19 protein-coding genes are annotated in these 25044 nt (G+C 32.4%); 14 read left to right on the forward strand and 5 right to left on the reverse strand.

The genetic code is table 11. The features are described from left to right. Positions 1-278 precede the first annotated feature (278 nt). Positions 279-2681 (forward strand): glycoside hydrolase family 31 protein, encoded by a 2403-nt coding sequence (locus P8K68_RS09970; protein WP_300250317.1) that lies wholly within the window; start codon positions 279-281, stop codon positions 2679-2681. A 137-nt stretch (positions 2682-2818) separates the two neighbouring features. Here P8K68_RS09970 and P8K68_RS09975 read toward each other — a convergent pair whose 3' ends face one another. Further along, positions 2819-4687 (reverse strand): sodium:proton antiporter, encoded by a 1869-nt coding sequence (locus P8K68_RS09975; protein WP_300250320.1) that lies wholly within the window; start codon positions 4685-4687, stop codon positions 2819-2821. A 106-nt stretch (positions 4688-4793) separates the two neighbouring features. Between P8K68_RS09975 and P8K68_RS09980 the strand changes: the two genes are divergently transcribed. From P8K68_RS09980 to P8K68_RS10000, 5 genes are all read left to right on the forward strand, one after another. Beyond that, positions 4794-5642, forward strand: a complete 849-nt coding sequence (locus tag P8K68_RS09980; RefSeq protein WP_300250322.1) for a universal stress protein — start codon at positions 4794-4796, stop codon at positions 5640-5642. Continuing rightward, complete coding sequence (locus P8K68_RS09985; RefSeq protein ID WP_300250324.1) at positions 5639-7846, forward strand: SulP family inorganic anion transporter; 2208 nt, start codon at positions 5639-5641, stop codon at positions 7844-7846. The genes P8K68_RS09980 and P8K68_RS09985 overlap by 4 nt, the downstream gene beginning before the upstream one ends. An 86-nt stretch (positions 7847-7932) precedes the next feature. After that, a complete protein-coding gene (locus P8K68_RS09990; RefSeq protein ID WP_300250327.1) occupies positions 7933-8793 on the forward strand; it encodes an MBL fold metallo-hydrolase in 861 nt (286 codons plus the stop codon). Between the two features lie 29 nt (positions 8794-8822). After that, positions 8823-10430, forward strand: a complete 1608-nt coding sequence (locus P8K68_RS09995) for a S8 family peptidase (RefSeq protein ID WP_300250329.1) — start codon at positions 8823-8825, stop codon at positions 10428-10430. Positions 10431-10504: 74 nt separating this feature from the next. After that, complete coding sequence (locus P8K68_RS10000) at positions 10505-12349, forward strand: M1 family metallopeptidase (protein WP_300250331.1); 1845 nt, start codon at positions 10505-10507, stop codon at positions 12347-12349. A gap of 196 nt (positions 12350-12545) precedes the next feature. Here P8K68_RS10000 and P8K68_RS10005 read toward each other — a convergent pair whose 3' ends face one another. Beyond that, complete coding sequence (locus P8K68_RS10005) at positions 12546-13238, reverse strand: hypothetical protein (RefSeq protein WP_300250333.1); 693 nt, start codon at positions 13236-13238, stop codon at positions 12546-12548. Positions 13239-13366: 128 nt separating this feature from the next. Here P8K68_RS10005 and P8K68_RS10010 point away from each other — a divergent pair, with 128 nt between their 5' ends. Genes P8K68_RS10010 through P8K68_RS10025 form a run of 4 tightly spaced genes read left to right on the forward strand, consistent with a single transcriptional unit; the run spans position 13367 to position 16848 of the window. Then, a complete protein-coding gene (locus tag P8K68_RS10010; protein WP_300250336.1) occupies positions 13367-14587 on the forward strand; it encodes a sulfite oxidase in 1221 nt (406 codons plus the stop codon). Further along, complete coding sequence (locus P8K68_RS10015; protein ID WP_300250338.1) at positions 14588-15061, forward strand: monoheme cytochrome C; 474 nt, start codon at positions 14588-14590, stop codon at positions 15059-15061. Continuing rightward, positions 15045-15962, forward strand: coding sequence for a sulfurtransferase (locus P8K68_RS10020; protein WP_300250341.1), 918 nt, complete (start codon positions 15045-15047; stop codon positions 15960-15962). The genes P8K68_RS10015 and P8K68_RS10020 overlap by 17 nt, the downstream gene beginning before the upstream one ends. A 10-nt stretch (positions 15963-15972) precedes the next feature. Next, positions 15973-16848, forward strand: coding sequence for a sterol desaturase family protein (locus tag P8K68_RS10025; RefSeq protein ID WP_300250343.1), 876 nt, complete (start codon positions 15973-15975; stop codon positions 16846-16848). 115 nt (positions 16849-16963) lie between these two features. On the opposite strand, the gene P8K68_RS10030 is transcribed toward P8K68_RS10025, so the two are convergent. Next, positions 16964-18154: a succinylglutamate desuccinylase/aspartoacylase family protein gene (locus tag P8K68_RS10030; RefSeq protein WP_300250345.1), complete on the reverse strand. Its 1191-nt coding sequence runs from the start codon at positions 18152-18154 to the stop codon at positions 16964-16966. After that, entirely contained in the window at positions 18151-20007 is a 1857-nt protein-coding gene (locus tag P8K68_RS10035) for a CBS domain-containing protein (RefSeq protein WP_300250347.1), read from the reverse strand. Before P8K68_RS10035 ends, P8K68_RS10030 begins: the two co-directional genes overlap by 4 nt. Before the next feature lie 134 nt (positions 20008-20141). Here P8K68_RS10035 and rnpA point away from each other — a divergent pair, with 134 nt between their 5' ends. From rnpA to P8K68_RS10055, 4 genes are all read left to right on the forward strand, one after another. Further along, on the forward strand, positions 20142-20519 hold the full coding sequence (rnpA, locus tag P8K68_RS10040; RefSeq protein WP_300250349.1) for a ribonuclease P protein component: 378 nt from the start codon (positions 20142-20144) through the stop codon (positions 20517-20519). A gap of 6 nt (positions 20520-20525) precedes the next feature. After that, complete coding sequence (locus tag P8K68_RS10045) at positions 20526-22160, forward strand: S41 family peptidase (RefSeq protein WP_300250351.1); 1635 nt, start codon at positions 20526-20528, stop codon at positions 22158-22160. A gap of 109 nt (positions 22161-22269) precedes the next feature. Beyond that, the gene (locus P8K68_RS10050; RefSeq protein ID WP_300250352.1) at positions 22270-23130 is read left to right on the forward strand and encodes an OmpA family protein; all 861 of its coding nucleotides are present in this window, start codon (positions 22270-22272) and stop codon (positions 23128-23130) included. A 6-nt stretch (positions 23131-23136) separates the two neighbouring features. Next, positions 23137-24543: a T9SS type B sorting domain-containing protein gene (locus P8K68_RS10055; RefSeq protein WP_300250355.1), complete on the forward strand. Its 1407-nt coding sequence runs from the start codon at positions 23137-23139 to the stop codon at positions 24541-24543. A 54-nt stretch (positions 24544-24597) separates the two neighbouring features. On the opposite strand, the gene P8K68_RS10060 is transcribed toward P8K68_RS10055, so the two are convergent. After that, a complete protein-coding gene (locus P8K68_RS10060; protein WP_300250358.1) occupies positions 24598-25041 on the reverse strand; it encodes a GNAT family N-acetyltransferase in 444 nt (147 codons plus the stop codon). Positions 25042-25044 lie beyond the last annotated feature (3 nt).

The following is a 25044-nucleotide window of genomic DNA, read 5'->3' on the forward strand; positions in this document are numbered from 1 at the left end:
ATCCCTTATAAATTATGAAAAAACTTCGTTTTAAAAACCCGTATTTACAATTTAAAAGTGTTCCACATTTTGAATAGAAAAAATACTTTTTTCTAGTAAAATAAATGTCAATTAAGACACTAAAATACTGACGATTCTCAATACGTTAGATTTTTTATAATTAATAAACTAATTCTTTATATTTAATGTAATTTTTTATACGTTTTTTTAATAAAAATCAACATAACAGACGTTTAAAAATTTAGTAATTTCGTCAATTAATTTTGATACGTCATTTTATGATCTTAAATACAGAATTAGAATATAAAGGAAATCTTTTCCCATCAAAAATAATTTCATACGAAAAAAACCTAAATGTGCTCTCTTTTACAACCGCTAACGGTGTGGTATTGGAAGTTACAGTAAGAAGAGATAGTATTCTTCGATTTAGATTTACAACAACTGGTATTTTTGAAAATGATTTCTCTTATGCCATTACCAAATATGCAAGTAGAGGATACAATCATCTTGAAGTTACTGAAGATGAAGATGATTATATTATTACTACATCAAAACTTATTTGTCATATTTCAAAACTAGACTTACGTGCATCTATTTATGATGCTATAGATAAATCTTTAATTTGCGAAGATGAACTTGGTTTCCATTGGGAAGAAAGTTATCAGTATGGTGGTAATGTTGTAAAAATGTCTAAAACATCTCAACCTGGTGAAAGTTTTTATGGTTTAGGAGATAAGCCTGTTGATAACAATCTTAAAGGAAAACGTTTTGAAAATTGGGTAACAGACTCTTATGCTTACGGCAGAGATTCAGACCCTATTTACAAAACCATTCCATTTTACACTGCATTACATAACAAAAAATCTTACGGTATATTTTTTGATAACACCTTTCGTTCATTTTTTGATTTTTGCCACGAACGAAGAAATATTACAAGTTTTTGGGCACAAGGTGGTGAAATGAATTACTATTTTATTTATGGCCCCGAAATGTCTGATGTGGTAATAAACTACACCGATTTAACTGGTAAGCCCCATGAATTACCAGCACTATGGACCTTGGGCTATCACCAATGTAAATGGAGTTACTATCCAGAATCAAACGTTAAAGAAGTCACCTCTAAGTTTAGAGAGTTACAAATTCCTTGTGATGCTATTTATTTAGACATTGATTATATGGAAGGGTTTAGGTGCTTTACATGGAGTAAAGATCATTTTCCAGACCCAAAACGAATGGTTAAGGAATTAGCTGATGATGGCTTTAAAACCATTGTAATTATTGATCCAGGAATTAAAATAGATATGGATTATTCTGTGTTTAAAGAAGGGCTTGAAAAAGATTACTTCTGTAAACGTGCAGATGGTCCTTATATGAAAGGTAAAGTTTGGCCTGGTGAGTGTTACTTCCCAGATTTCACTAATCCAGAAGTTAGAGAATGGTGGTCTAATTTATTTCAAGAACTTGTTGAAGATATTGGTGTTAAAGGTGTTTGGAACGATATGAACGAACCAGCAGTAATGGACGTTCCTGGAAAAACCTTTCCTGACGATGTAAGACACGATTACGATGGGAATCAATGTAGCCACAGAAAAGCGCATAACATTTACGGCATGCAAATGGCCCGTGCTACATACCAAGGTTTAAAAAAATTCTCTTACCCAAAAAGACCTTTTGTAATTACAAGAGCTGCTTATTCTGGGACACAACGTTATACATCAAGTTGGACCGGAGATAATGTTGCAACCTGGGACCATTTAAACATAGCAAACCTTCAAGCACAGCGTATGTGTATGTCTGGATTCTCATTTATAGGATCTGATATTGGAGGATTTGCTGAACAACCAAATGGAGAATTATATGCACGTTGGATTCAGTTAGGTATTTTCCACCCTTTTTGCAGAACACACTCTTCTGGAGATCACGGCGATCAAGAACCTTGGGCTTTTGGCACAACCATTACAGATGTTGTTAGAAAGTTTATTGAAATAAGATATCAATTACTACCTTACCTATATACAGCATTTTGGAGATATGCTGAAGAAGGGGTGCCAATCTTAAAATCGCTTGTGCTATACGATCAACACGATCCACAAACACATTACAGAAATGATGAGTTTGTTTTTGGCGAAAAAATACTAGCTTGCCCCATAACAGGGCCAAACCAAAAAGGAAGACGGATGTATATCCCGATTGGTAAATGGTATAATTTCTGGAGTGATGAGGTTGTTGAAGGTGGCACAGAACAGTGGGTTGATGCAGATTTAGATAGTATGCCCATTTTTGTTAAAGAAGGTGCTATTATCCCTAAATATCCTATTCAACAATATGTAGGGGAAAAAACTATTGATGAGTTATTACTTGACGTTTATTATAAAGAAGGTAAAGAAATCTCTGAAGTTTACGAAGACGCTACAGATGGTTATGACTATATTAAAGGCAGATATAGTTTAAGAACTTTTAAGCTACTTGGAAAGAAAAAGGAGTTGATTATTCAGCAACACAAATCTGGTAAGTTTATAACCACTTATAAAACGTTCAAGCTAAACCTACATGGTTTACCCTTTAAAATTTCTAAAGTTGAAATTGATAATGTTATTATACCGTTTAAAGATCTTAAACTTAATGGCGATAATACTTTAGTACTCACTAAAGAGTTTACAGAACTTCATATTATGGCTTAAAAAATAAATAAATATTAAATTATTAAAGCCTCATTTTAAAAAAGTGAGGCTTTTTAATCTAATTAAACTTTTTACTACTGTTCAGTTTATGAAAAAATAAATAAAACTCCATAATTCGTCTCATAAAACGATAACTTCTATTCTTCATTAGAACCCTTAGTCTCAACAGTCGGCACATTGTCAACATCAAAAGGTTTTCCCAAATAAACAAGTTGGCAGCCTTCCTCAATATTTTTAACTTCTAAATTATAAGACGATATAATATGAAGCTCACCTTCACTATCTTTTACAAATAAAGGAATGATATCTTCATCGTGATTCGAAATGGTAATTAACTCCTCATAATGTGTCTTATCTTCTAAATCAATTTCTTGAATTGATGGATGCTTCCTTGTTAATTCAGACAGTCTGTTAAAATCATCTTTATGAGAAAACAAGCCCTCTTTTGGGTTATTGGTCTCATCTAGCATTTCCTCGTTAGTCACTAATCTAAAAGATCCGTTTTCTCCAAATTGCTCACCAAACTTTTTAATAGCATACTTATTAATATCTGAGTTTCCTGTTAACGCCATTAAATACCCTACATCATTTAGCTCAATATTATCTGTTAATGTTTCAGAATAAATATTGGTACTTATAGCTTCTAAACCTAGTTCTTTGGCTTTTTCGATGTTGCCTTCGTTGCTATCAATTAGTACAACATGTCGTCCGTTAGCTTCTAGGTAGTGCCCTAACAATCTGGAGATCTTTGAAGCACCAACAATTAAGATCCCCTCAGATTTTTTAAGAAATACACCAACTACTTTTGCAAATAAACGAGCCGTAGTGGCATTTAATAAAACCGTTCCTAGCACAATCATAAACACAAGCGGTGTGATATATTCTGCACCTTCAACACCTTGTTTTAAAAGTTTACTTCCAAAAAGCGAGGCTATCCCTGCCGCAACGATACCTCTAGGACCAACCCAACTAATAAATACTTTTTCATTAGTTTTTAGTTTAGAGCCCATAGTACTTAAAAAAACAGCTACTGGCCTTATTAAAAATACAACTGCTGCAAAAAGTACTGCTGTTTTCCAGGTGTAAAGCAACAACATATCTTCAATATTTATATTGGCTGCTAAGAGAATAAATAATATAGAAATAAGTAATACACTAAGTGATTCTTTAAAGTATAATAGCTCTTTTATATTTTGAAGTTTGCCATTTCCTAAAACCATGCCCATAACCACAACAGCTAGTAAACCCGATTCATGTGCAAAAATTTCAGACTCCACAAAAACTAATAAAACGGTTGATAAAGAGACCACATTTAATAAGTAATGTGGAATCAATTTTTTATTGATTGCAAAAGCCAATGCATGTGCGAAGGTGAACCCAAATGTAGTTCCGAAAAGAATAATTTTTCCAAACTCAATTAATGCTGTTTTTGTAAAACCGCTATCGCCTTCAACACTAATAAACTCGAAAACCAATACGGCTACTAAAGCCCCTATAGGATCTATTAAGATTCCTTCCCATTTTAAAACGGTTGAAATATCTTTTTTAAGTGGAATATTTCTAAGAATAGGAGTAATTACTGTAGGTCCCGTAACTATTATAAGTCCTGAAAATAAAAATGATAATCGCCAACTTAATCCAAAAATATAATGCGCTAACACCCCCGCACCAAAAAAAGTAACCGCAGAACCAAGTGTAATTAACTTAGTAATCACAGGACCTACATTTTTTATTTCAGCCCGTTTTAAAGTTAAGCCACCTTCAAAAAGTATAACACTAATAGCTAAAGACACAAAATAGTACAAGCCTTCACCCGGAAATAGTCCATTTTTACCGTTCCAAATCGGTTCAATCCATTTGGTACCATCTTCACTTAAATATGCCGCAGCAATTGGACCAACTAAAAGACCAATTAAAATTAAAGGTAAAATAGCTGGGATTTTAAACTTCCATGCTACCCATTGGGCTAATATTCCTAAAATAATAATTCCTGCTAACTCAATCATAACAACTTTCGCTTTTTAAAAAACACTAATTTAGTTAAAACGTACGGTTTATTATTTTTAAAAAATGTTATCTTTCAACTTTGACTAAAAAAATATAGTAAAACCTGTGTCTTTAAAACCTTTTAAAAGTATTGGAATTGGGGTGGCATATTCCCCAAACTTAAAAGCTAACCTCTTTGAGGCGGCAAGGTTATCTGTTTTTTTTGAAGCTAAATTATTTTTAATTCATGTTGGCGACCCATCAGAAGAGAAAACTAATATGCTAAGTATCATTCTTAAAAGTTTTGAAAAAGATAATTTAGATTTTGAGGTTGTTTTTAAAACTGGTGATCCTGTTAATGTTATTTTATCTATTTCAGAAGACAAAAAAATAGACTTACTTATTCTTGGAGCTGTAAGGCGAGAACGCATTCTAAAATATTATGTGGGTTCTATTGCTAGAAAAATTACACGACGAGCAAAATGCTCTATTTTATTATTAATAAAACCCTCTGTTGAACGTTTACCCTGCCAACATATTGTTGTTAACGGCTTGAAAGACCCTAAAACAGAACAGACCATAACCTCGGCTTTTTATGTTGCCAAACAACTTAAATCTTCAAAAATAACTATTGTAGAAGAAATTGAGCAAGATGAAATTCATGTAAAAGTTGATGATGATAAATCGCTTAGACGCGCTAATATTGTAAAAGAGCGTATTAAACTAAGAGAAAACTCAAGAGTTAAAGAAATTATTAGCCATATTCCTAAAGCATTCACTGAAAATAAAACGATTAAATTGCAGCCTATTTTTGGAAAACGGGGATATTCCATTGGGCATTATGCACAAATTTCTCGCGCCGATTTATTAATTATGAATGGTCCATCAAAAATGACTTTTTGGGATAGATTATTTCCGCATGATATAGAACATATTTTAACCGAATTACCAACCGATGTGTTAATCCTTCAATGAGTCCGAAAAAAAATAATATAAAAGCCTTTTTTAAAGTCTTACCTAAAAATATTTTTTCGGGTTTTGTGGTGAGTCTTATTGCATTACCTCTAGGTTTAGGACTTGCTATGGCAAGTGATGCGCCACCAATTGCAGGTATTATTGCCGCTATTGTTGGTGGTATTATGGTTTCTATTTTAGGCGGAAGCCATGTAACTATTGTAGGACCCGGAAACGGATTAGTTGGCGTACTTTTAGTAGCAATAACCACTTTAGGATTACAGAATGCTTACATAGCCATTGTCTGTTCAGGGGTTTTACTTCTACTACTTGGTTTTTTTAGAATGGGCGCACTCGCTGATTTTTTCCCGTCTTCAGCGATACAAGGTATGCTAGCCGCCATTGGTTTAATTATTTTAGGAAAACAGTTTCATATTATGCTTGCTCATAAAATTAAAAGAGCAGATACAATTGACTACCTTTTAGAAATTCCATATACCATAAATGATGCGGTTCATTACGAAAACAAAGGTTTAATTTTTGCCGCATTAGCTGGCATTTTGAGTTTAACTATTATGCTTTTCTATTCAAAAATTAGAAACAAATATTTACAGCTTATCCCAGCACCTATGTGGATTGTGATATTATCCATAGGCTTTAGTTACTATTTTGAAATAGGATTACACGAACCTAACCCTATTTCACCAGAATATATGATTTCTGGTATTCCAACCATTCAAGAAATTATTGCAGATTTACCAAAACCTAACTTTAGTGGTATTTGGAGTTTTTCCTTTTGGGGAAGTGTTTTAGCTTTAACACTAATTTCAAGTATAGAATCATTATTAAGTATTAAAGCTGTTGATAAATTAGACCCAGAAAAACGACGCTCTAATGTAAACAGAGATTTAAAAGCGCTTGGTTTAGCAACCGTTGGTAGTGGTTTGTTAGGGGGGTTAAATGTAGTTACCGTAATTGCGCGTAGCTCGGTTAATGTAAATCAAGGCGGAAGCAATCGGTCTTCAAACTTTTTTCATGCTTTATTTTTGGTGTTTTTTATTGTGTTTTTTAGCACGCAACTTACCCGTATTCCGCTTCCTGCTTTAATGGCTATTTTAGTTTATACAGGCTATAAATTAGCCTCTCCAAAAATTATTACTAAAATGTTTTCTATTGGTAAGGAGCAGCTTATCATCTTTTTTATAACATTAATTGTAACCTTAAAAATAGGATTAATTACAGGTATTATTGCAGGTGTTTTAGCCGCTTTTATTATTCATATTATTATCAATAGAAGCTTTGGTTATGGTTTATTTTTCAGAAATCTAATAAAACCTAATGTTTTAATGTTCAAAGAACAGGGTAATAAAAATAATTATTATGTGAGTGTCAAACACTTTTGCAGCTTTATAAACTATTTCAGATTAAAAAAGCATTTAGATGCTATTCCAGAAAATAAAGATGTTATTGTAGATTTTTCATTGTGTAACTTTGTTGATGACACCGTTTTAGAAAACATCCATAGCTACCAAGAATTATTTGCTAAACGTGGTGGTCATTTTGATGTGGTTGGACTCGATATGCATGATACAGAAACCAAACATCCTTTTGCTTCTAGACGCTTACTTCCTGTTCCAAAAATTATTAAAAACAGCTTAACAAGGCGCCAAACAAATATGGAGAGTTTAGCTGAAAATTACATTTTAAAATACAGTCCTAAAAAGAAAAAAGAGGTCACTTTTCTAAATACTTTTTCATTTTTTGGAACCAAGCACATTAATCACATTTACAATAAGTTATCAGAAAAAAATAATGCAATCACACTGTTTGACATTGAGTTTTCAGAAGGCGAGTTTATTACTAAAGAAAAGGTTCGTAAAACCATGCTTCATATCGATTTACAATTTGCTATTCCAGAATTCACTTTAGATAAAGAAGGGTTTCTAGAAAAAGTTTCTGCTTTTGCAGGATTTAAAGATATTCCTATTGAAAATCATGACGATTTTTCTAAACGTTTCTATTTGCTAGGTGAAAATGAAGTAGGTATTGCTAAATTTTTTAATGACGATGTCACGCATTTCTTTGAAAGTAATCCATATTATCATGTGGAATCTAACGGAAACGCACTACTTATTTTTGGAAAAGAACGTTTGGCAAGTATTAAAGAAATAAAAGCTTTATACGATTTCGGTAAGCGTTTAAAACAAGTTATTACTTCCAGTTAAATTTTATAAAAATAACCTAAATCATTTCTTAATATATTCTTAACATTTTCAAGGATTTGCAATAGATTTCTTAATTTTACATCTATATGAATTTATATCCTATAAACGCTGGTAATATTAAGCTTGATGGAGGCGCTATGTTTGGTGTTGTACCAAAAACATTGTGGACACGAACCAATCCAGCAGATGCTAACAATATGATTGATATTGCTACACGCTGTTTACTCATAGAAGACGGCAATCGTCTTACATTAATTGATAATGGTATGGGTAATAAGCAATCCCATAAATTTTATGGATATTACCATCCTTGGGGTGATTTTACTTTAGATACATCGCTCAAATCATACGGGTTTCATCGAGATGATATCACTGATGTTTTTATGACACATTTACATTTTGATCATTGCGGAGGTAGTATTCAATGGAACAAAAATAAAACAGGTTTTGAGACTGCTTTTAAAAATGCTCATTTTTGGAGTAATAAAGACCATTGGCAATGGGCAACACAACCTAACAGACGAGAACGCGCATCGTTTTTAAAAGAAAATATTATGCCTATGGAAGAAAGTGGGCAGCTAAAATTTATACCGCTTCCAGAAGATAAAATTCTTAAAAATTCTGAGTTGGGTTTTGATATTTTTTTTGCAGATGGACATACCGATAAGCAAATGATTCCGCTTATCAAATATCAAGATAAAACCATTGCTTTTATGGCTGATTTATTGCCAACGGTTGGGCATCTTCCAATTCCATATGTTATGGGTTATGATACCAGACCGCTACTAACAATCGATGAGAAAGAGTACTTTCTAAATATGGCTGCAAAACATAATTTCTATTTATTTTTAGAACATGATGCCCATAACGAAATTATCACAGTACAAAACACAGAAAAAGGGGTTCGATTAAAAGATGTTTATACCGCTCAAGATATATTCAATTAAAATTTTAAATGACTAATTCAAATTATACAATGAGAACAATTAAAACCATGGTAACATCTGCTTTTTTAGCAGTTTTACTTTTTGGATGTGGAGGAACCGCAGCCATTTTATCAACACCTGTTGAAAATATCGATACATCACCCCTAAAAGTATCTGAACTTACAGACGCTGAAAAAAACAATTGGGGGCATTTAGACTTGGTAAAAGACACTATACCAGGAATGAGTGTAGATAAAGCTTACGCTGAAATTATTAAAAACAAAAAAGGTAAAAAAGTTATTGTAGCCGTGATTGATAGTGGAATTGATATTGATCATGAAGATTTAAACGATGTCATTTGGACTAATAAAGGTGAAATTCCAAACAATGGAAAAGATGATGATAAAAATGGATATGTAGATGATGTTCATGGTTGGAATTTTTTAGGTGATGGTTACAATGAGCAATTAGAATTTGTTAGAATCTTAGCAACTGGAAATACGAGTCACCCAGACTATGCAAAAGCCAAAGCAGAATATGATAAAGAATATCAAAAATGGTTAGGCAGAAAAACACAATATGATCAAATTTTCCAACAAATTAAAACTACTGATGATACCTTAATAAAACACTTTGGTAAAAAAGATTATACTAAAAAGGAAGTCGCAGCCATTAAAACTGAAGATGAGGCATTAGCACAAGCCCAACAAATTGCAAACTACTTGTTTAGCAATGGTACGGAATCTATGGCTGATGCCCTAAAAGAAATTGAAAATAGTTTAGTAAGCATCAATGACCGATTAAACTACCACTTAAATAAAGACTTAAAAGGACGTGTTACTGGTGATAATCCAGATGATATGTCTACAAAGTTTTACGGAAACGGTAATGTAAAACCCGTTAAAAAATCAGAAAGTCATGGTACACACGTAGCAGGTATTATTGCCGCAGAACGCAACAACGGAAAGGGTGCTAATGGTGTGGCAAATAATGTTCAGATTATGAGTGTTAGAACGGTACCTAATGGTGATGAATATGATAAAGATGTAGCTTTAGCTATTCGTTACGCAGTTGATAATGGTGCAAAAGTTATAAATGGTAGTTTTGGAAAAAGCTTCTCAACACATAGCGATTGGACTCGTGATGCTATTGCCTACGCCGGAAAGAATGATGTTGTTTTTGTTCATGCCGCAGGAAATGATAGTAATGATGTAGATAAGAAACCTAATTTTCCAGACGATAATATAAATGGCGTAGAAGTTTCAGATTCTTATATCAGAGTTGGTGCTTTGGCTCCAAAATACGGCTCTGGAATGATTGCTGGTTTTTCTAACTACGGAAAGCAAAATGTTGATGTTTTTGCTCCTGGAGCAAGCGTATATTCTACAACACCAGAAAACGAATATGATACCAAAGGAGGAACCTCAATGGCAGCTCCAGGTGTTGCTGGAATAGCTGCTTTAATCCGTTCTTATTTTCCAAATTTAAGTGCTGCACAGGTAAAACAAATTATTATGGATTCTGGTTTAGCTTTAAAAACTAAAGTTATTGTTGGTGGAAACTCAGAAGATATTAGACCTTTTGCAGATTTAAGTAAATCTGCAAAAATGGTAAATGCTTACAATGCCTTAATTATGGCTGCTAAATTATCTAAATAATATATATTACAAATTGAGGTTTTTTGTATGTTGCTTAGGCTCGTCAAACACCCTTTTTTTAATTTAAAATTTCTATGAATCGTTTATTTATTTCAGTCTTCAGCTTATCATTTCTCTTATTGTCATGTCATAGCCAAAAGGATATTGCGGTTTCAACCCCACAAACTCCAGTACCACCATCAAATATTGTATCAGGATATTGGCAACAACATGTAGATTACAAAATGGATATTGATATGGATGTAAATACCTATCAATATAAAGGCAAACAGAAATTAGTGTATACCAATAACTCACCCGACGTTTTAAATAAGGTATTTTATCATTTATACTTTAATGCGTTTCAACCTGGGAGCGAAATGGATGTACGCTCGCTTACCATCGCAGACCCAGATGGAAGAGTTAAAGATAGAATCAGTAAACTAAAGCCTAATGAAATTGGTTATATTAAAGTTAATTCTCTAAAACAAAACGGTGTTACTTTAATACACGAAACCGTGGGTACCGTTCTAGAGGTAGAACTGGCAAAACCAATTACACCGGGAGAAAGCGTAACTTTTGATATGGTTTTTGATGGGCAAGTCCCTGTTCAAATTCGTCGTTCTGGGAGAAACAATAAAGAAGGTGTTGCGCTCTCTATGGCGCAATGGTATCCAAAATTAGCAGAATACGATTTTGAAGGTTGGCATGCCGACCCATACATAGGTCGAGAATTTCATGGTGTTTGGGGTAATTTTGATGTAAAACTAACTATAGATAAAAATTATATCATTGGTGGCACAGGTTATTTACAAAACCCAAACGAAATTGGTTATGGTTATGAAACAGGAACTATAAATCGTCCTAATTCTGATAAATTAACATGGCATTTTGTGGCGCCTAAAGTTCACGATTTTACTTGGGCAGCAGACCCAGATTATAGTCACGATACAAAGCAAGTACCAAACGGCCCACTATTGCACTTTTTATACAAAAGTACCATGCCAAAGGAAAAACTTGAAAATTGGAAAAACTTGCAGCCAAAAGCTGTAGAATTAATGCAGTTTTTTAGCGGGAACGTAGGCCAGTATCCTTATAAACAATATTCAGTAATTCAAGGTGGTGATGGCGGCATGGAATACGGCATGTGCACCTTGATTTTAGGTGAAGGATCTTTTGAAGGTTTATTTGGTGTTACGGCTCATGAAATGGGACACTCGTGGTTTCAATTTATTTTAGCAAGTAACGAACTTAGACACTCATGGATGGATGAAGGTTTTACAGAATATATTGGTACTCTTGCTGAAAGCCATATTTTTAATAAAGATTTTGAAGCGCTTTCAAAACGCGTTTATGACGTTTATACTTATTTAGCAAAATCTGGAAAAGAGCAACCACAATCAACGCATTCAGATAGGTACAACTTTAATCAGTCGTACTCTATATCGGCTTATTATAAAGGTTATGTGTTTTTAAAACAATTGGCTTATGTTATTGGTCAAGAAAACCAAGAAAAAACAATAAAACAATATTTTAGAGATTTTTCTTTTAAACATCCAAGACCAGTAGATTTTATTAGAACCGCAGAAAAAATATCTGGTTTAGAGTTAGACTGGTATTTAATAGATTGGACGCAAACCACAAATACCATTGATTATGCTGTAAAAAGCGTTGATAATAAATCGGTTACGTTAGAGCGTATTGGTTTAATGCCTATGCCTATTGATGTTTTAGTAACTTACGCAGATGGTACTACTGAAGATTTTTATATCCCATTACAAATGATGCGTGGTGAAAAACCAACGGTAGCTACCACCATTAAAGATTGGGCTTGGGCATATCCAACCTATACTTTTAATGTGTCAAAAACTATAAAAAGTGTTGAAATTGATCCTAAAAGTTTAATGGCTGATATTGATAAAACAAATAATAAAAAATAGTATAATTTTTATAAAAATTTAAGCCACCTCGCTTAAACGAGGTGGCTTTTTTGATTTATCGAACTTACATTTTGTGAGAGTAAAATTAAAGTCATTTAAAATCAGATATTAGTCAACAAAACAATAAAATATTCGCAATATAGAATAGAGTGTAATCTCAAATCATTCACCTCAAAAATTATTAAAATTTAAGGCGCTATGCTTCAAATTTTGGTAAATGAACACCCTTCACTAGCACCATTACACCCATGGCTACCAACCAAATCACTTTAATATGAAATAGGGGTTTGTAGATTTCGTAATTATCTGGAATTCCCATAACAACACCCATAGCTGCAAGACCTAAGAGTACGGTAAACCAGCCCAACCATTTAGCAACAATGTGCCATTTAATAAATCCATAACCTAATAAAACTAAGCCAACACCAGAGAACACACGACCGAAACGAATAAAGCAAGTCACGTATTGATTGGTATATAAAATATCATTTACAAAAGCTTGAATTTCAATAACTGTCTTTCCTGCTGTTTGACCAACACCCCATGCACCAAAATTATAAAAATAAGCGTTTGCGATAGCTAAGGTAAATGTGCCTATAATTAACATACCAGCACCGGGTAAAATGAGTACACGATATGGCTTTCTAGCTGTTACCGATACTAAAGCAAATATGGCAATTGCCATGGTAACCCAACCAAAGATATGAATACGATACATCCAAATCCACGTCCAAACGCTTTCCCCAATGGCTTCAAAATCTGAAGCTACTATGTATTCACCAATATGATGAGGAGATAAAGCCCAACCTAACCATAATAATAAGGCAGCTACAATAAATGCCCAACCTGTAAATTTAGTTTCAAAATCTTTTGTCATGATATTCATCATTGTATATTTTTAAGTAATTATGCAATTTAGCATTATACACACTCTTTTAATGTAACTTTAGTTACATTAAAAGATACTTAAAAACTGTACTTTAGGAAGTTAGTTATTATAAACTAATATATAATATTTTGAAAAGAAGAGATTTTATAAAAAAATCAACACTAAGTTCATTCACTGCTATAATAGGAATAGAGCTTGTTTATGGGGCTAAGATGCTTGATGGTTATACCCCTTTAGCGTTGCAGGACCCTGATCCTTTTAAGTTATTTAATAAGCACAAAGACATGGTTGTGCTCAATGATAAACCATGGAATATTGAAGCGCAAGCACATTTGTTAGATGATAAAATAACACCTAATTCGTGCATGTTTATAAGAAATAACGGATTAGTGCCAGAAAACGTTGACCCCAATATATGGACACTTACAATTGATGGCGAATCGGTTAAAAACAAAAAAACATACACGCTTTCTGATCTAAAATCTAAGTTCGAGCAGCATACCTATCAATTAACATTAGAATGTGGTGGTAATGGACGTGCTGAATTTGATCCACCGGCAAAAGGAAACCAATGGACTATTGGTGCCGTACATTGCGCTTCATGGACAGGTGTACGTTTACGTGATGTGTTAGAAGATGCAGGTATTAAAAGTAATGCGGTTTATATTGGGTACCATGCTATTGATAAGCATCTTAGTTTGGACCCTAAAAAAGAACCAATCTCCAGAGGTTGTCCAATGGATAAAGCCTTACAAGATGAAACACTTTTAGCCTTTAAAATGAATGGTGAAGATATTCCACTAATTCATGGATATCCGTTACGTTTAGTTGCAGGTGGCTGGCCAGCTTCGGTTTCGGGAAAGTGGGTTGATAGAATTAGTATTCGTAACCAAGTACATGATGGTACAAAAATGACTGGAACAGCTTATAGAGTGCCTTGCGAACCCGTGGCACCAGGAGAAAAAGTGAAAGATGAAGATATGTGTATCATAGAGTCTATGCCTGTAAAATCATTGATTACCTATCCTAAAACTGGCGCCATGATACAAAAAGGAAAGGCATTAACTATTAGAGGTCATGCATGGGCAGGAGAGTTAGAGGTTGATAAAATGGAATATTCGATAGATTTTGGTTCTACTTGGAGTACTTGTAGCATTGAAAAACCAGCAAACCGTTTAGCATGGCAACATTTTTCGGCCACAGTAGATTTTCCAAAATCTGGTTACTACGAAGTTTGGGCAAGAGCTACAGATACCAATGGTATTGCCCAACCAATGCTTTTACCAGGCTGGAACCCAAAAGGATATTTAAATAATGCATGCCATAGAATAGCTGTTAAAGTTAAATAAATGAACAAAAAAGAAGCATTTGGAGCTCAAGTGAGAAAGGTATATCGTCTATTGATGTTGCTTTTTGCATTGTTTGTAATTACTGGAGGTGGATTGATGTATTACATGGTAAATCCTAATGTTTTTGATTTTTTGTTAAAGCCTGAAACGGTTGTGTTAACGCCTGTTGAAATTGACGAAGATAGGATTGAAAACGGAATTCATGTACGAACTGGTTTGGTTGATGCCGAAGGGTTAATGATTGTTGTAAATAATTGTACCAATTGTCATTCCTCAAAATTAGTAACCCAAAACAGAATGAATACTGAACGTTGGAATGCGACAATTAAGTGGATGCAGGAAACACAAAATCTTTGGGATTTAGGCCGTAATCAAGAGGTTATTGTTAATTATTTAGTTACAAACTATCCGCCAATAGCGAAAGGAAGGCGAATGGTTTTAAAAGATATCGATTGGTATGAATTGGAGGATTAATATCATATTGCTTTTATTAATCACTTCTGCATGTAAACACGATAACGCAAATAATTTATCAGAAGCTAAAACGACATATTTAATCGAGGCCAATGAATTGAAAATAATTGCCCAACAACAAAACATTAAAATAATTGATTTCAGAAAAAAAGAAATCTATGAAAGTGAACATATACTTGGTGCTATAAATCTTTGGAGAACGGATATTGAGGACTCCTCTTATGCTTACCCAGGAATTATGGCAAGTAAAACACAAATAGAAACTTTATTTGGAAAGTTAGGTATTAAAACTGATGATACCATTATAATATATGACGATAATGGTTTATGTGAAGCTTCAAGATTATGGTGGATATTGCAAAATTATGATTTTAAAAATATAAAATTATTACATGGAGGAATTACTGAATGGAAGGCAAATAATGGGGAGGTGACCACTCAAATACCAGAAGTAAATACAGCTGTTTTTAAACTGACTAAAAAATCAAAGATGCCCTATTATGTATCAAAAGAACAGGTGCTTAAAGCTTTAAGTAACAATACTGTGATTTTGGATACTAGAAGTGATGATGAGTTTTCGGGTAAACGACAAAAAAAAGGCGCTACTAAAGGAGGAAGGATACCAGGTAGTGTTCATATTGATTGGGTTGGAGCTATAAACTATAATGGTGATATGCGCTTTAAATCAATAAAAGATTTAGAAATAATATATAGTAAATTAAATATAAAAAAGAACGAGCCTATTATTTTGTATTGCCATAGTGGCGTGCGCTCAGCACATACTACTTTTGTGCTTACACAATTATTAGGGTATAAAAATGTAAAAAATTATGATGGCTCATGGACTGAGTGGAGTTATTTTAATGATTTACCAATTGAAAAAGATAATATAACAATTTAAGTAAGTAATTATGGAAAAGTATTTAGACGCATTTATCAATGCCTTTCAAGGCACATTAAATTGGACATGGAAATCTATATTATTTGAAGTGCCATGGTATACCAATTATTTTTGGGGACTTATTGCCATCTCAATAGTTGTATGGCTTTTAGAAATCGCATTTCCGTGGCGAAAAGATCAATCTATTTTTAGAAAAGACTTTTGGTTAGACGCATTTTATATGTTCTTTAATTTTTTCATTTTCTCAATCGTCATCAGTGGTGTTTATGAGATTTTAGGGTTGCTTTTTGGTGAAATTAATATTACGGCAAAAAGTTTAGCGCTTTTTGACATCTCAGAATGGGCACCTGCTCTACAATTGTTTGTATTCTTTATTATACTAGATTTTGTGCAATGGTTTACGCATGTATTATTACATAGATATGGTTTTCTATGGAAGTTTCATAAAGTTCACCACAGTGTGAAAGAAATGGGGTTTGCCGCACATTTAAGGTACCATTGGATGGAAAACATATTTTATAAACCGCTTAAGACATTTGGTGTTATGATAATTGGTGGTTTTGAGCCCGAACAAGCCTTTATTATTCACTTTATAACCATTGCTATTGGTCATTTGAACCATGCAAATATTAAAATTACTTGGGGACCATTAAAGTATATTTTCAATAACCCAGTAATGCATTTATATCATCATGCTTATGTATTACCTGAGGGAAAACATGGCGTGAATTATGGTATTAGTTTAAGCCTCTGGGACTATATTTTTAAAACCAATTACATTCCTGAAGATAGTGGGACTATTGAGATTGGATTTAAAGGCGATGATAAATTTCCACATGATTTTATAGGACAAAACACTTATGGCTTTAAAAAGGGTCAGCATTGATTACTTCTGTTTTAAAAAATAATTAATTTAAAGTTGCAAGCTTTATCATTCTATTGCTAAAAATCAGATAACTGAATTTTAGCAATAGAATGATTTTTTACTCATAACTTAAATATTAATACCAAGGTTCTTTTTTATAAATCTTAGTTTTTGCCACACGTTCTCTATTATTTAGTCTTAAATGTGTGCTTGTTATTTGCTTGTTTCTATAACCTAATAAATGAAATAGAGGTTTCGCTAAAAACTTAGCAGTAGTCAAGTTAACTTGTAATATCCCTTCAGTTTTATTTATCCAAGTTATTCCGGGTAACCACGCCAATAACGTATCTGTTTTTATACGTCTTAAGGCTGCTGATAATTTTAAGAAAATAGGTTTAATAGGTTTTATTATAAAAAAGCCTTCTGCACCTCTTTTTTGATATAAAGGCATAAATATATTACCGCTAATAGTCGCTAATACTTCCTTAGAATTACTTTCCGCTAATTTTGTCCCTTTTTTTATTTGTTCAAAACTTTCAAAACCATTGAGCATTTTAAAGCGCTCACCTTTGCTGATTTTGTGAAGGTATACAACTTCAAATATATCATTAGTGTGGTTTGCTTGTTGTTTTAATTGTTCGTGATATTTTGAAAAATTAATCACTGCTTCTTCTTTTAACACCCCCGAATAAACCAAAGTTAGGTATACAAAGGCAATACTATTGGTAATGGCAGAAAACTCATCGTGCTGGCCAGACTCAAACCCTAAAGACACATAACCCAATTGATTTATATAACTTAATAATGGTCCATTTAAATATTCTTCTATCCCTAATACAATAGGTACAGGAAATTGTTCTGAAAATTTTCGATTAATTATAGCATCATTAATAGTGATAAATGGTAATGTTTTGCTAGAAGTAGTGTGTAAATCTACAAAGTAAAAAGGAGGTTTATTAGTTTCTAAAATAGTATTTAAAAGATCTAACAACTCGAGTAATTCTTTTTCATCTTCATTTAGACTAGCTTTATTTTTAATAGCCTCAATATTTTGTTTTGTCCAAATTCTGTTTAAATCTTCCTCAATATAACGCTGGTGCTTTTTAAGTGCATTTAAATTTCCAGAAATGCCATAAATAGTGCCTTTTAAATAAGCCCCATTTACACCTGCCAATGCATCTTTAAGAGCAAATACACCTGAGGTTTCATTTCCATGTATACCACCAAAAAAAACCACAGTAGGTCCTGGTTTAGCGCCTTCAATTTTACCTAATATTCTGTTTATTTTTATACTGCTATCGAGTGCTTTATTATATACTTTAATCATACATTAAAATCACTTTTTGTAACTAAGCCCACTAACTTACCGTTTTTAACTACAGGTAAACTACCGATGGCATGAGTTTCCATTAGTTTTTTTGCTGTTTCAATTGGTGTATATTGATCGACTGTAATAATATCCGTCTTCATCAATTTTCCAACGTTATTCTCTTTCCCTTCATAATCGTCTAAATAGTTTTCAAGATCGGACCAACAAATTAACCCTACTAATTCGCGTTCATGATTTACTACAGGCATGTGATGAATTTTTTTCCACATCATAATATGCAATACCAAATCGATACTATCTTCTTTATCAACTGAAAAAATATCTCGATTCATAAGATGCTTTACCACATATTTTGCCTTAAAAGATATTTCACCTGCATGATGCAGCATCCCCCAAACCGAAACTGGATAGCCTTTTTCTTGTTTTTCATATATATTAGCAGTTAATATTTGCATAGCCTCATAACGTTTGTGGGATTTTAATAAGTTTCTGTAGCCTCTAACCATCCACTCTGAGCCGTTATCTCCCTTAACCCTGTCCTTAATAATTTTTAAGTAATACTCGGCGTCTTTTGGACTTACTCCAACGTGGTATAAGCCTTTATAAGCCATAGGAAGGAGTTCGTTTAAAATTAGTTTATGACTTGATACGTATTTTCCATTCCAATAGAACTGTGTTGCCATACCATAACGCGCTGCATTAAAGAAATTTGTTTTTACGTCTTTAAAATCCCATTGTTCATGAATATTTTTTAACGACTTAGGTTTGCCCATCATCACACCAACCCAAAACATCATATTCGCAATTTCATCAGCAGTTGTTGGGCCGGAAGGAATATATCTGTTTTCAATTCTTAAGCTTGCTTTTCCGTCCATAACCCCATAACAGACTCTATTCCATGGATATACCGTACCATTGTGCAACTGTAATGCTTTAAGGTTTGGCATTTCGTTGTTTTTAATCATATCTACACTATTACGTGTAAAATGTGTAGTTAAAAAACTTCTAAACCTTGATATGTTGTTTTTAAAAATATCAGTAATTGTACCTCGTTCCCAATCGTTACCAAAGCTAACTCTAGATTGTTTCTCATTAAGTAAATAAGAGTTTGCTCTAGTATCAATACTTTGAGTAAATAATGCAATTCGTGTTTCACTCCACAATTCTTTTCCAAATAGTATTGGCGAATTTGTACATACGCTCAAAATAGGTCCTGCAATAGCTTGTGCCCAGTTGTAATTATCTACAAAGTCTTTTGGACTCAGTTGTAAATGCATCTGAAAACTGGTATTACAACCTTCTAACATTACAGAATCGTGTAATAAATTGAGTTCGTCTACACCCTTAATGTGAATATCAAAACTTTTTCTTCGTGATTGTTTAAAAGCATCATTTAAAACGGAATAACGCTCGACATTAGTCATATTTTCTTCACCTACATTATTTACAGATAATGAAGGTAAAATACCGGTCAAAATAATTTTTATTCCTTTTTTTGCAGCTACCTTTTTCGCTTTATTTAAATAGGCTTCCAATTGCTTGTGTAGTTCAGAAAAACAAGTGCCATCAAGCTTGAGAGGGTCTAAATTAAGTTCTAAATTATAATTACCTATTTCAGTTGTAAAATGGTCGTCATTAATAGCCTCTAATAATTCTAACGATCTACTTTCTGGTAAAAATTGATCGTTTACTAAACAAAATTCTTGTTCGGCGCCAATACGAAAGGGGCCCTCTTCAATCATGTTGTTTTCAATCATGATATCCAAAGCTTCTATATCATTTAATAAATGATGGATATAGTTAGCTCTGTCTTTTTTTGTATTGAGTATAGACACATTTAAATCTCCCATAACAACATATTTTTTTATTATTAATGGATTAAATTACCCCAATATAAACATTTTAAATATGATTTTTATCATATAGAATCTCAAGTGCTTTGGTGTTAATTGTTATTGTTATTTTTGTAGATGTAAATCTATATATGTCTACAACCTATTCAAAAAAAGAAAAGCTTAAAAGCAAAAAGCTGATTGACCAGTTATTTACTGAAGGGCAATCAGTTTCTGCATTTCCGTTACGACTCGTTTATTTATCCACAGCGTTTGAAGATGATGTTATTGCTAAAACAGGCGTTTCTGTAAGTAAACGAAACTTTAAAACTGCCGTAGATAGAAATCGAATAAAACGTTTATTAAGAGAGTCTTACAGACTAAATAAAGCTCACTTTTTTAACAATTTAAAAACACAACATGCGTTTATGATTTTGTACATTGGAAAAGATAAGCCCACGTTTGCACAAGTAGAAACTAGAATGAAAGCCTTATTTGAAAAGTTTTCTAGCAAAACTTCTGATAAATAATTAACTATGAAAAAATTACTAAAAAAGAAAATCATAATTCCTATACTGGCCAGTGTTATCTTCTTTTCAACAACAGCTTTTAAAAATGATTTTTTTGAAATTGCTAAACAAATAGAGATTTTCACCACATTGTTTAAAGAATTAAACATGAATTATGTAGATGAAACCAACCCTGCAGATTTAATGGATACTGCTATTAAAAGTATGTTAGCAGATTTAGATCCATATACTAATTTTATGAACGAGCAAGATGTTGAAGCTGCTAGAATTAATAATACTGGTGATTATACAGGTATTGGCGCAAGAATAAAAACCTTAAAAACAAAGTTGGTTGTTATTGAACCTTATAAAGATTATCCAGCAGATAAAGCAGGTTTGAAAGCAGGTGATGAGATTATAAAAGTAGGAACTATTTTAGTTAAAGATTATGATGATCATGCGGGTGATTTACTAAGGGGCGCCTCAGGCTCTTCTGTAGAAGTAACCTATAAACGCCAAGGGGAAACTAAAACCGCTACTATAAAACGTGCAGAGGTTGATATTAAAGCTGTACCGCATTTCTCATTAATAAACGATAAAACAGGTTATATTGTTTTAAGCAGGTTTAGTAGAAAAGCACATGCCGAAACCAACTATGCTTTACGCGATTTAAAAGCGCAAGGTGCAGAACGCATTATTTTAGATTTGCGCGGAAATCCTGGTGGGTTGGTTAATGAAGCTATAAAAATCGTAAATCTTTTTGTGCCTAAAGGGCAGTTAGTTGTAACCACAAAATCTAAAGTAAAAAAATATAACCGGACGTACCTTACCAAAAATGAGCCTATTGATACTAAAATCCCTTTAGTTATTCTCTTAGATGGCAGTAGCGCATCGGCAAGTGAAATTGTTTCTGGTGCGCTTCAAGATTTAGATCGTGCTGTTATTGTGGGCTCTAGAAGCTTTGGTAAAGGCTTGGTGCAACGACCAAAACTTTTGACTTACGGTACACAAGTTAAAATTACAATTTCAAGATATTATACCCCCTCAGGAAGATATATTCAATCTCAAGATTATTGGAATAGAAATGAAAAAGGCGAAGCTGTAAAAATCAAACAAGAAAATTATAACGCATTTAAAACTAAAAATGGCAGGAAAGTATTTGATGGTGGCGGTGTTTTTCCAGATGTTCCGGTTGGGTCTTACAAAATATCACCGATTACAACTGCTATTGTAAATAATGATATGATTTTTGATTACGCTACCAAGTATTATTACAATCATAAATTTGATGATATTAATACTTTAAAACTCTCAGATAAAGACTTCTCTAGTTTTAAAAATTACTTGCAAACTAATAATTTTTCATTTGAAACGGATACAGAAAAGGCGCTAAAAAAAGCATTTGAAACGTCTAAAAAAGAAGAATTAAATGATAATATAGAACGTGATTTTAATACATTAATTTCTAATCTAAATACCTCTAAAACTAATATTATTGATGAAAATAAAGAGTATTTATTAGAGTTATTAACTAAAGATATCGTGAAACGCTATGTATATAGAGAAGGTTTATATGAATATTTAGAAATGCATGATCCAGAAATAAAAAAAGCAACTGATATACTTAGCAACCCATCAACTTATCAAGGTTATTTGAAATAAATACGTAACTTTAATACTATCAGCACATCATACAAAACCGCATACATATTGGCTTCTGGCATGATTTTAGATTAAAAATAGTATATTTATAACCTATTGAAATCCTTTTATGAATAAATTATTGGTATTACTATTATTCGCTTTAAGTAGTGGTTTTGCTTTTTCTCAAAAAGAATTAACACATGAAGTTTATTTTAATACAGATAAATACGAGGTTCCTAACACCGAAGAAAATCGATTATTACTCTTTATTTCTACTTTAAACGATATAGATATTGAATCCATTTCCATATTTGGTTTTTGTGATGATAGAGGGGCAGACTCTTATAACTTGGTATTATCTCAACAACGTGCAGATGCTATAAAAGCCATTTTTGCTAATAATGAAATAAGTGAAACATTAATAACAAATGTTGATGGTAAAGGCGAGATACTTCTTAAAATAGTGGAAGAAGAAAACCTTTTAAAAATAAGAGGTTTAAACCGAAAAGTGGAAATTATCGTAAAACCTAAAACACCTAAACCTATCGTTGAAAAAGTAATAGAAAAACCAGCTAAACCGAAGGAAAAAAGTGTTTTAGAGCTTATAAAAGATGGGGATAAAGGAGATAAAATATTATTTAAAAATATTCTATTTAAAACGGGTTATGCATCTGTAACACCAAAATCTAAAAAAATACTCGAGTCTATAGCAAAAGCACTTTTACAACGTGATGATATTTATTTTACCATCCAAGGCCATGTATGTTGCACACAAAACACAAGAGATGCTGTTAATAGAAAAACGAAAAAACGTAATCTATCAGAAGCGAGAGCGCAATATGTTTACAATTATTTTGCAAATAAAGGCATAGATAAAAAACGTATGCGTGCCATAGGTATGCGAAGAAAATTTCCGTTAGGTGGCGATCCAGAACTTGACAGACGCGTAGAAATACTCATTACCTATGTGAGTAATCAAGCTAAATAAACTTCCATGTGCTCCAAAACTAAGTGTATCATAATTAGTTTCTGTTTAATTACTATAAACAGCCGCTCCCAAAATACATTTATTCCTGATGATAATTTTGAACAAGCTCTAATCGATTTTGGTTTAGATACACCGCCTTTAGATGATAACGTACTGACTTTAAATATTATCGGGATTACAGATTTAGATATCGCGAATAGAAATATTACAGATTTAACCGGTATTGAAGATTTTATAAGCTTAACTAATTTAGACTGTTCTAATAACCAATTAACGGTTTTAAATATCACTCAAAACACCAACCTTATAGAATTGTATTGTAGTGAAAATCAATTAACCAATATAGATATTACAAGTCTTTCTAACCTAGTAAGGTTGTGGTGTTTTAGTAATCAATTATCAAGTCTAAATACAATTCAAAACCCAGGTTTAATTTCTTTACGTTGTGAAGATAACCGCTTAACGAATCTCGATACATCTAACAATTCAAATTTAAATGTGTTAATCTGCGAACAAAATCAAATAACCATGCTTGATGTTTCAAATAGTGTGGGTTTAAGAAGGTTTCAATGCGGAAATAATCAATTAGCTAATTTAGATGTTAGTGCTAATACAAACTTATCCATCTTATTCTGTGAACAAAATCAAATAACAAATTTAGATCTTAAAAACAATAATGCGCTGACAATCTTATCCTGTTTTAACAATCAAATTAGTGAATTAGATCTTTCAAAAAACCCGGACTTAACCGATTTAAATTGTAGTCATAATCAATTATGCTTATTAAATCTGAATAACGGAAATAACAATATAATTACAACTGTTAATTTTGATTCTAATCCAGATTTAAATTGTGTTGTAGTTAATAATGCTAATGGAGATTATTCCTCTTGGGTACCAGCCTCATTTTTAAACTATGTTGAATCTCAAAATGAATGCAGTAATTTTATACCGATTGATACTTTAGAAAACGTATTTGGAACAAGTTACACATTACCAGTACTTAATAATGGTAATTATTTTACTGAATCTAATGGTATGGGATTATCATTAAATTCTGGAGATATTATTACAAGTTCACAAACCATTTATATTTTTAATAAAACCACTTGTAATAGTAATGAAAGTAGTTTTGTTATTGTTATTAATAATGAAGATTTTTTTATTCCAAAATTTTTTACACCAAATAATGATGGTACTAATGATGTTTGGCAAGTTTATGATAAATTAAACCTGATTAATAATATTTCTATTTATAATCGAAACGGAAAACTTTTAAAGTTTTTATCTAATAGCGCTACTAGTTGGGATGGAACTTATAATGGCGAATTATTAAGTAGTGACAGTTATTGGTATGAAATTGTTTTAAACACGCGCGACATTTTACGTGGCTATTTTGCTTTAAAACGATAATATTTATGTCAGATTAAGCGCAGTCGAAACCTCATTAATTTCAAAAGTTTTAAATCATTTTTTTATCATAGCAATATGCGGAATATCATCTTCAAGGTACTCCTCGCCTACTTTTTTAAATCCCAAACTATTATAGAATTTTTTAAGATATACTTGTGCTGATATTTTTATGGAAGTTTCATTAAAATATTTTTTTATCGCTTCCGCGGAAGCGTTCATAATATCTATACCATATTTATAAGCTCTTTCGTTTTTAGCAACAACTACTCTACCGATACTTGGTAATTCAAAATAATCGCCTGCTTTAAAAATACGTGTATAAGCCACTATTTTATTATTTTTAAATCCTAAAACATGAAGTGCTTTTTCATCTTTTCCATCCAAATCTTGATACACACAGTCTTGCTCTACAACAAAAACTTCACTTCGTAGTTGGAGTAAATCATAAAGTTCTTGAGTACTTAATTCTGAAAACGTTTTAACTATAATTTCTAACATTTT

Origin of the sequence: Algibacter sp., from assembly GCF_029245835.1 — a bacterium.
In the GTDB taxonomy this organism is placed as follows: Bacteria; Bacteroidota; Bacteroidia; order Flavobacteriales; family Flavobacteriaceae; genus Algibacter_B.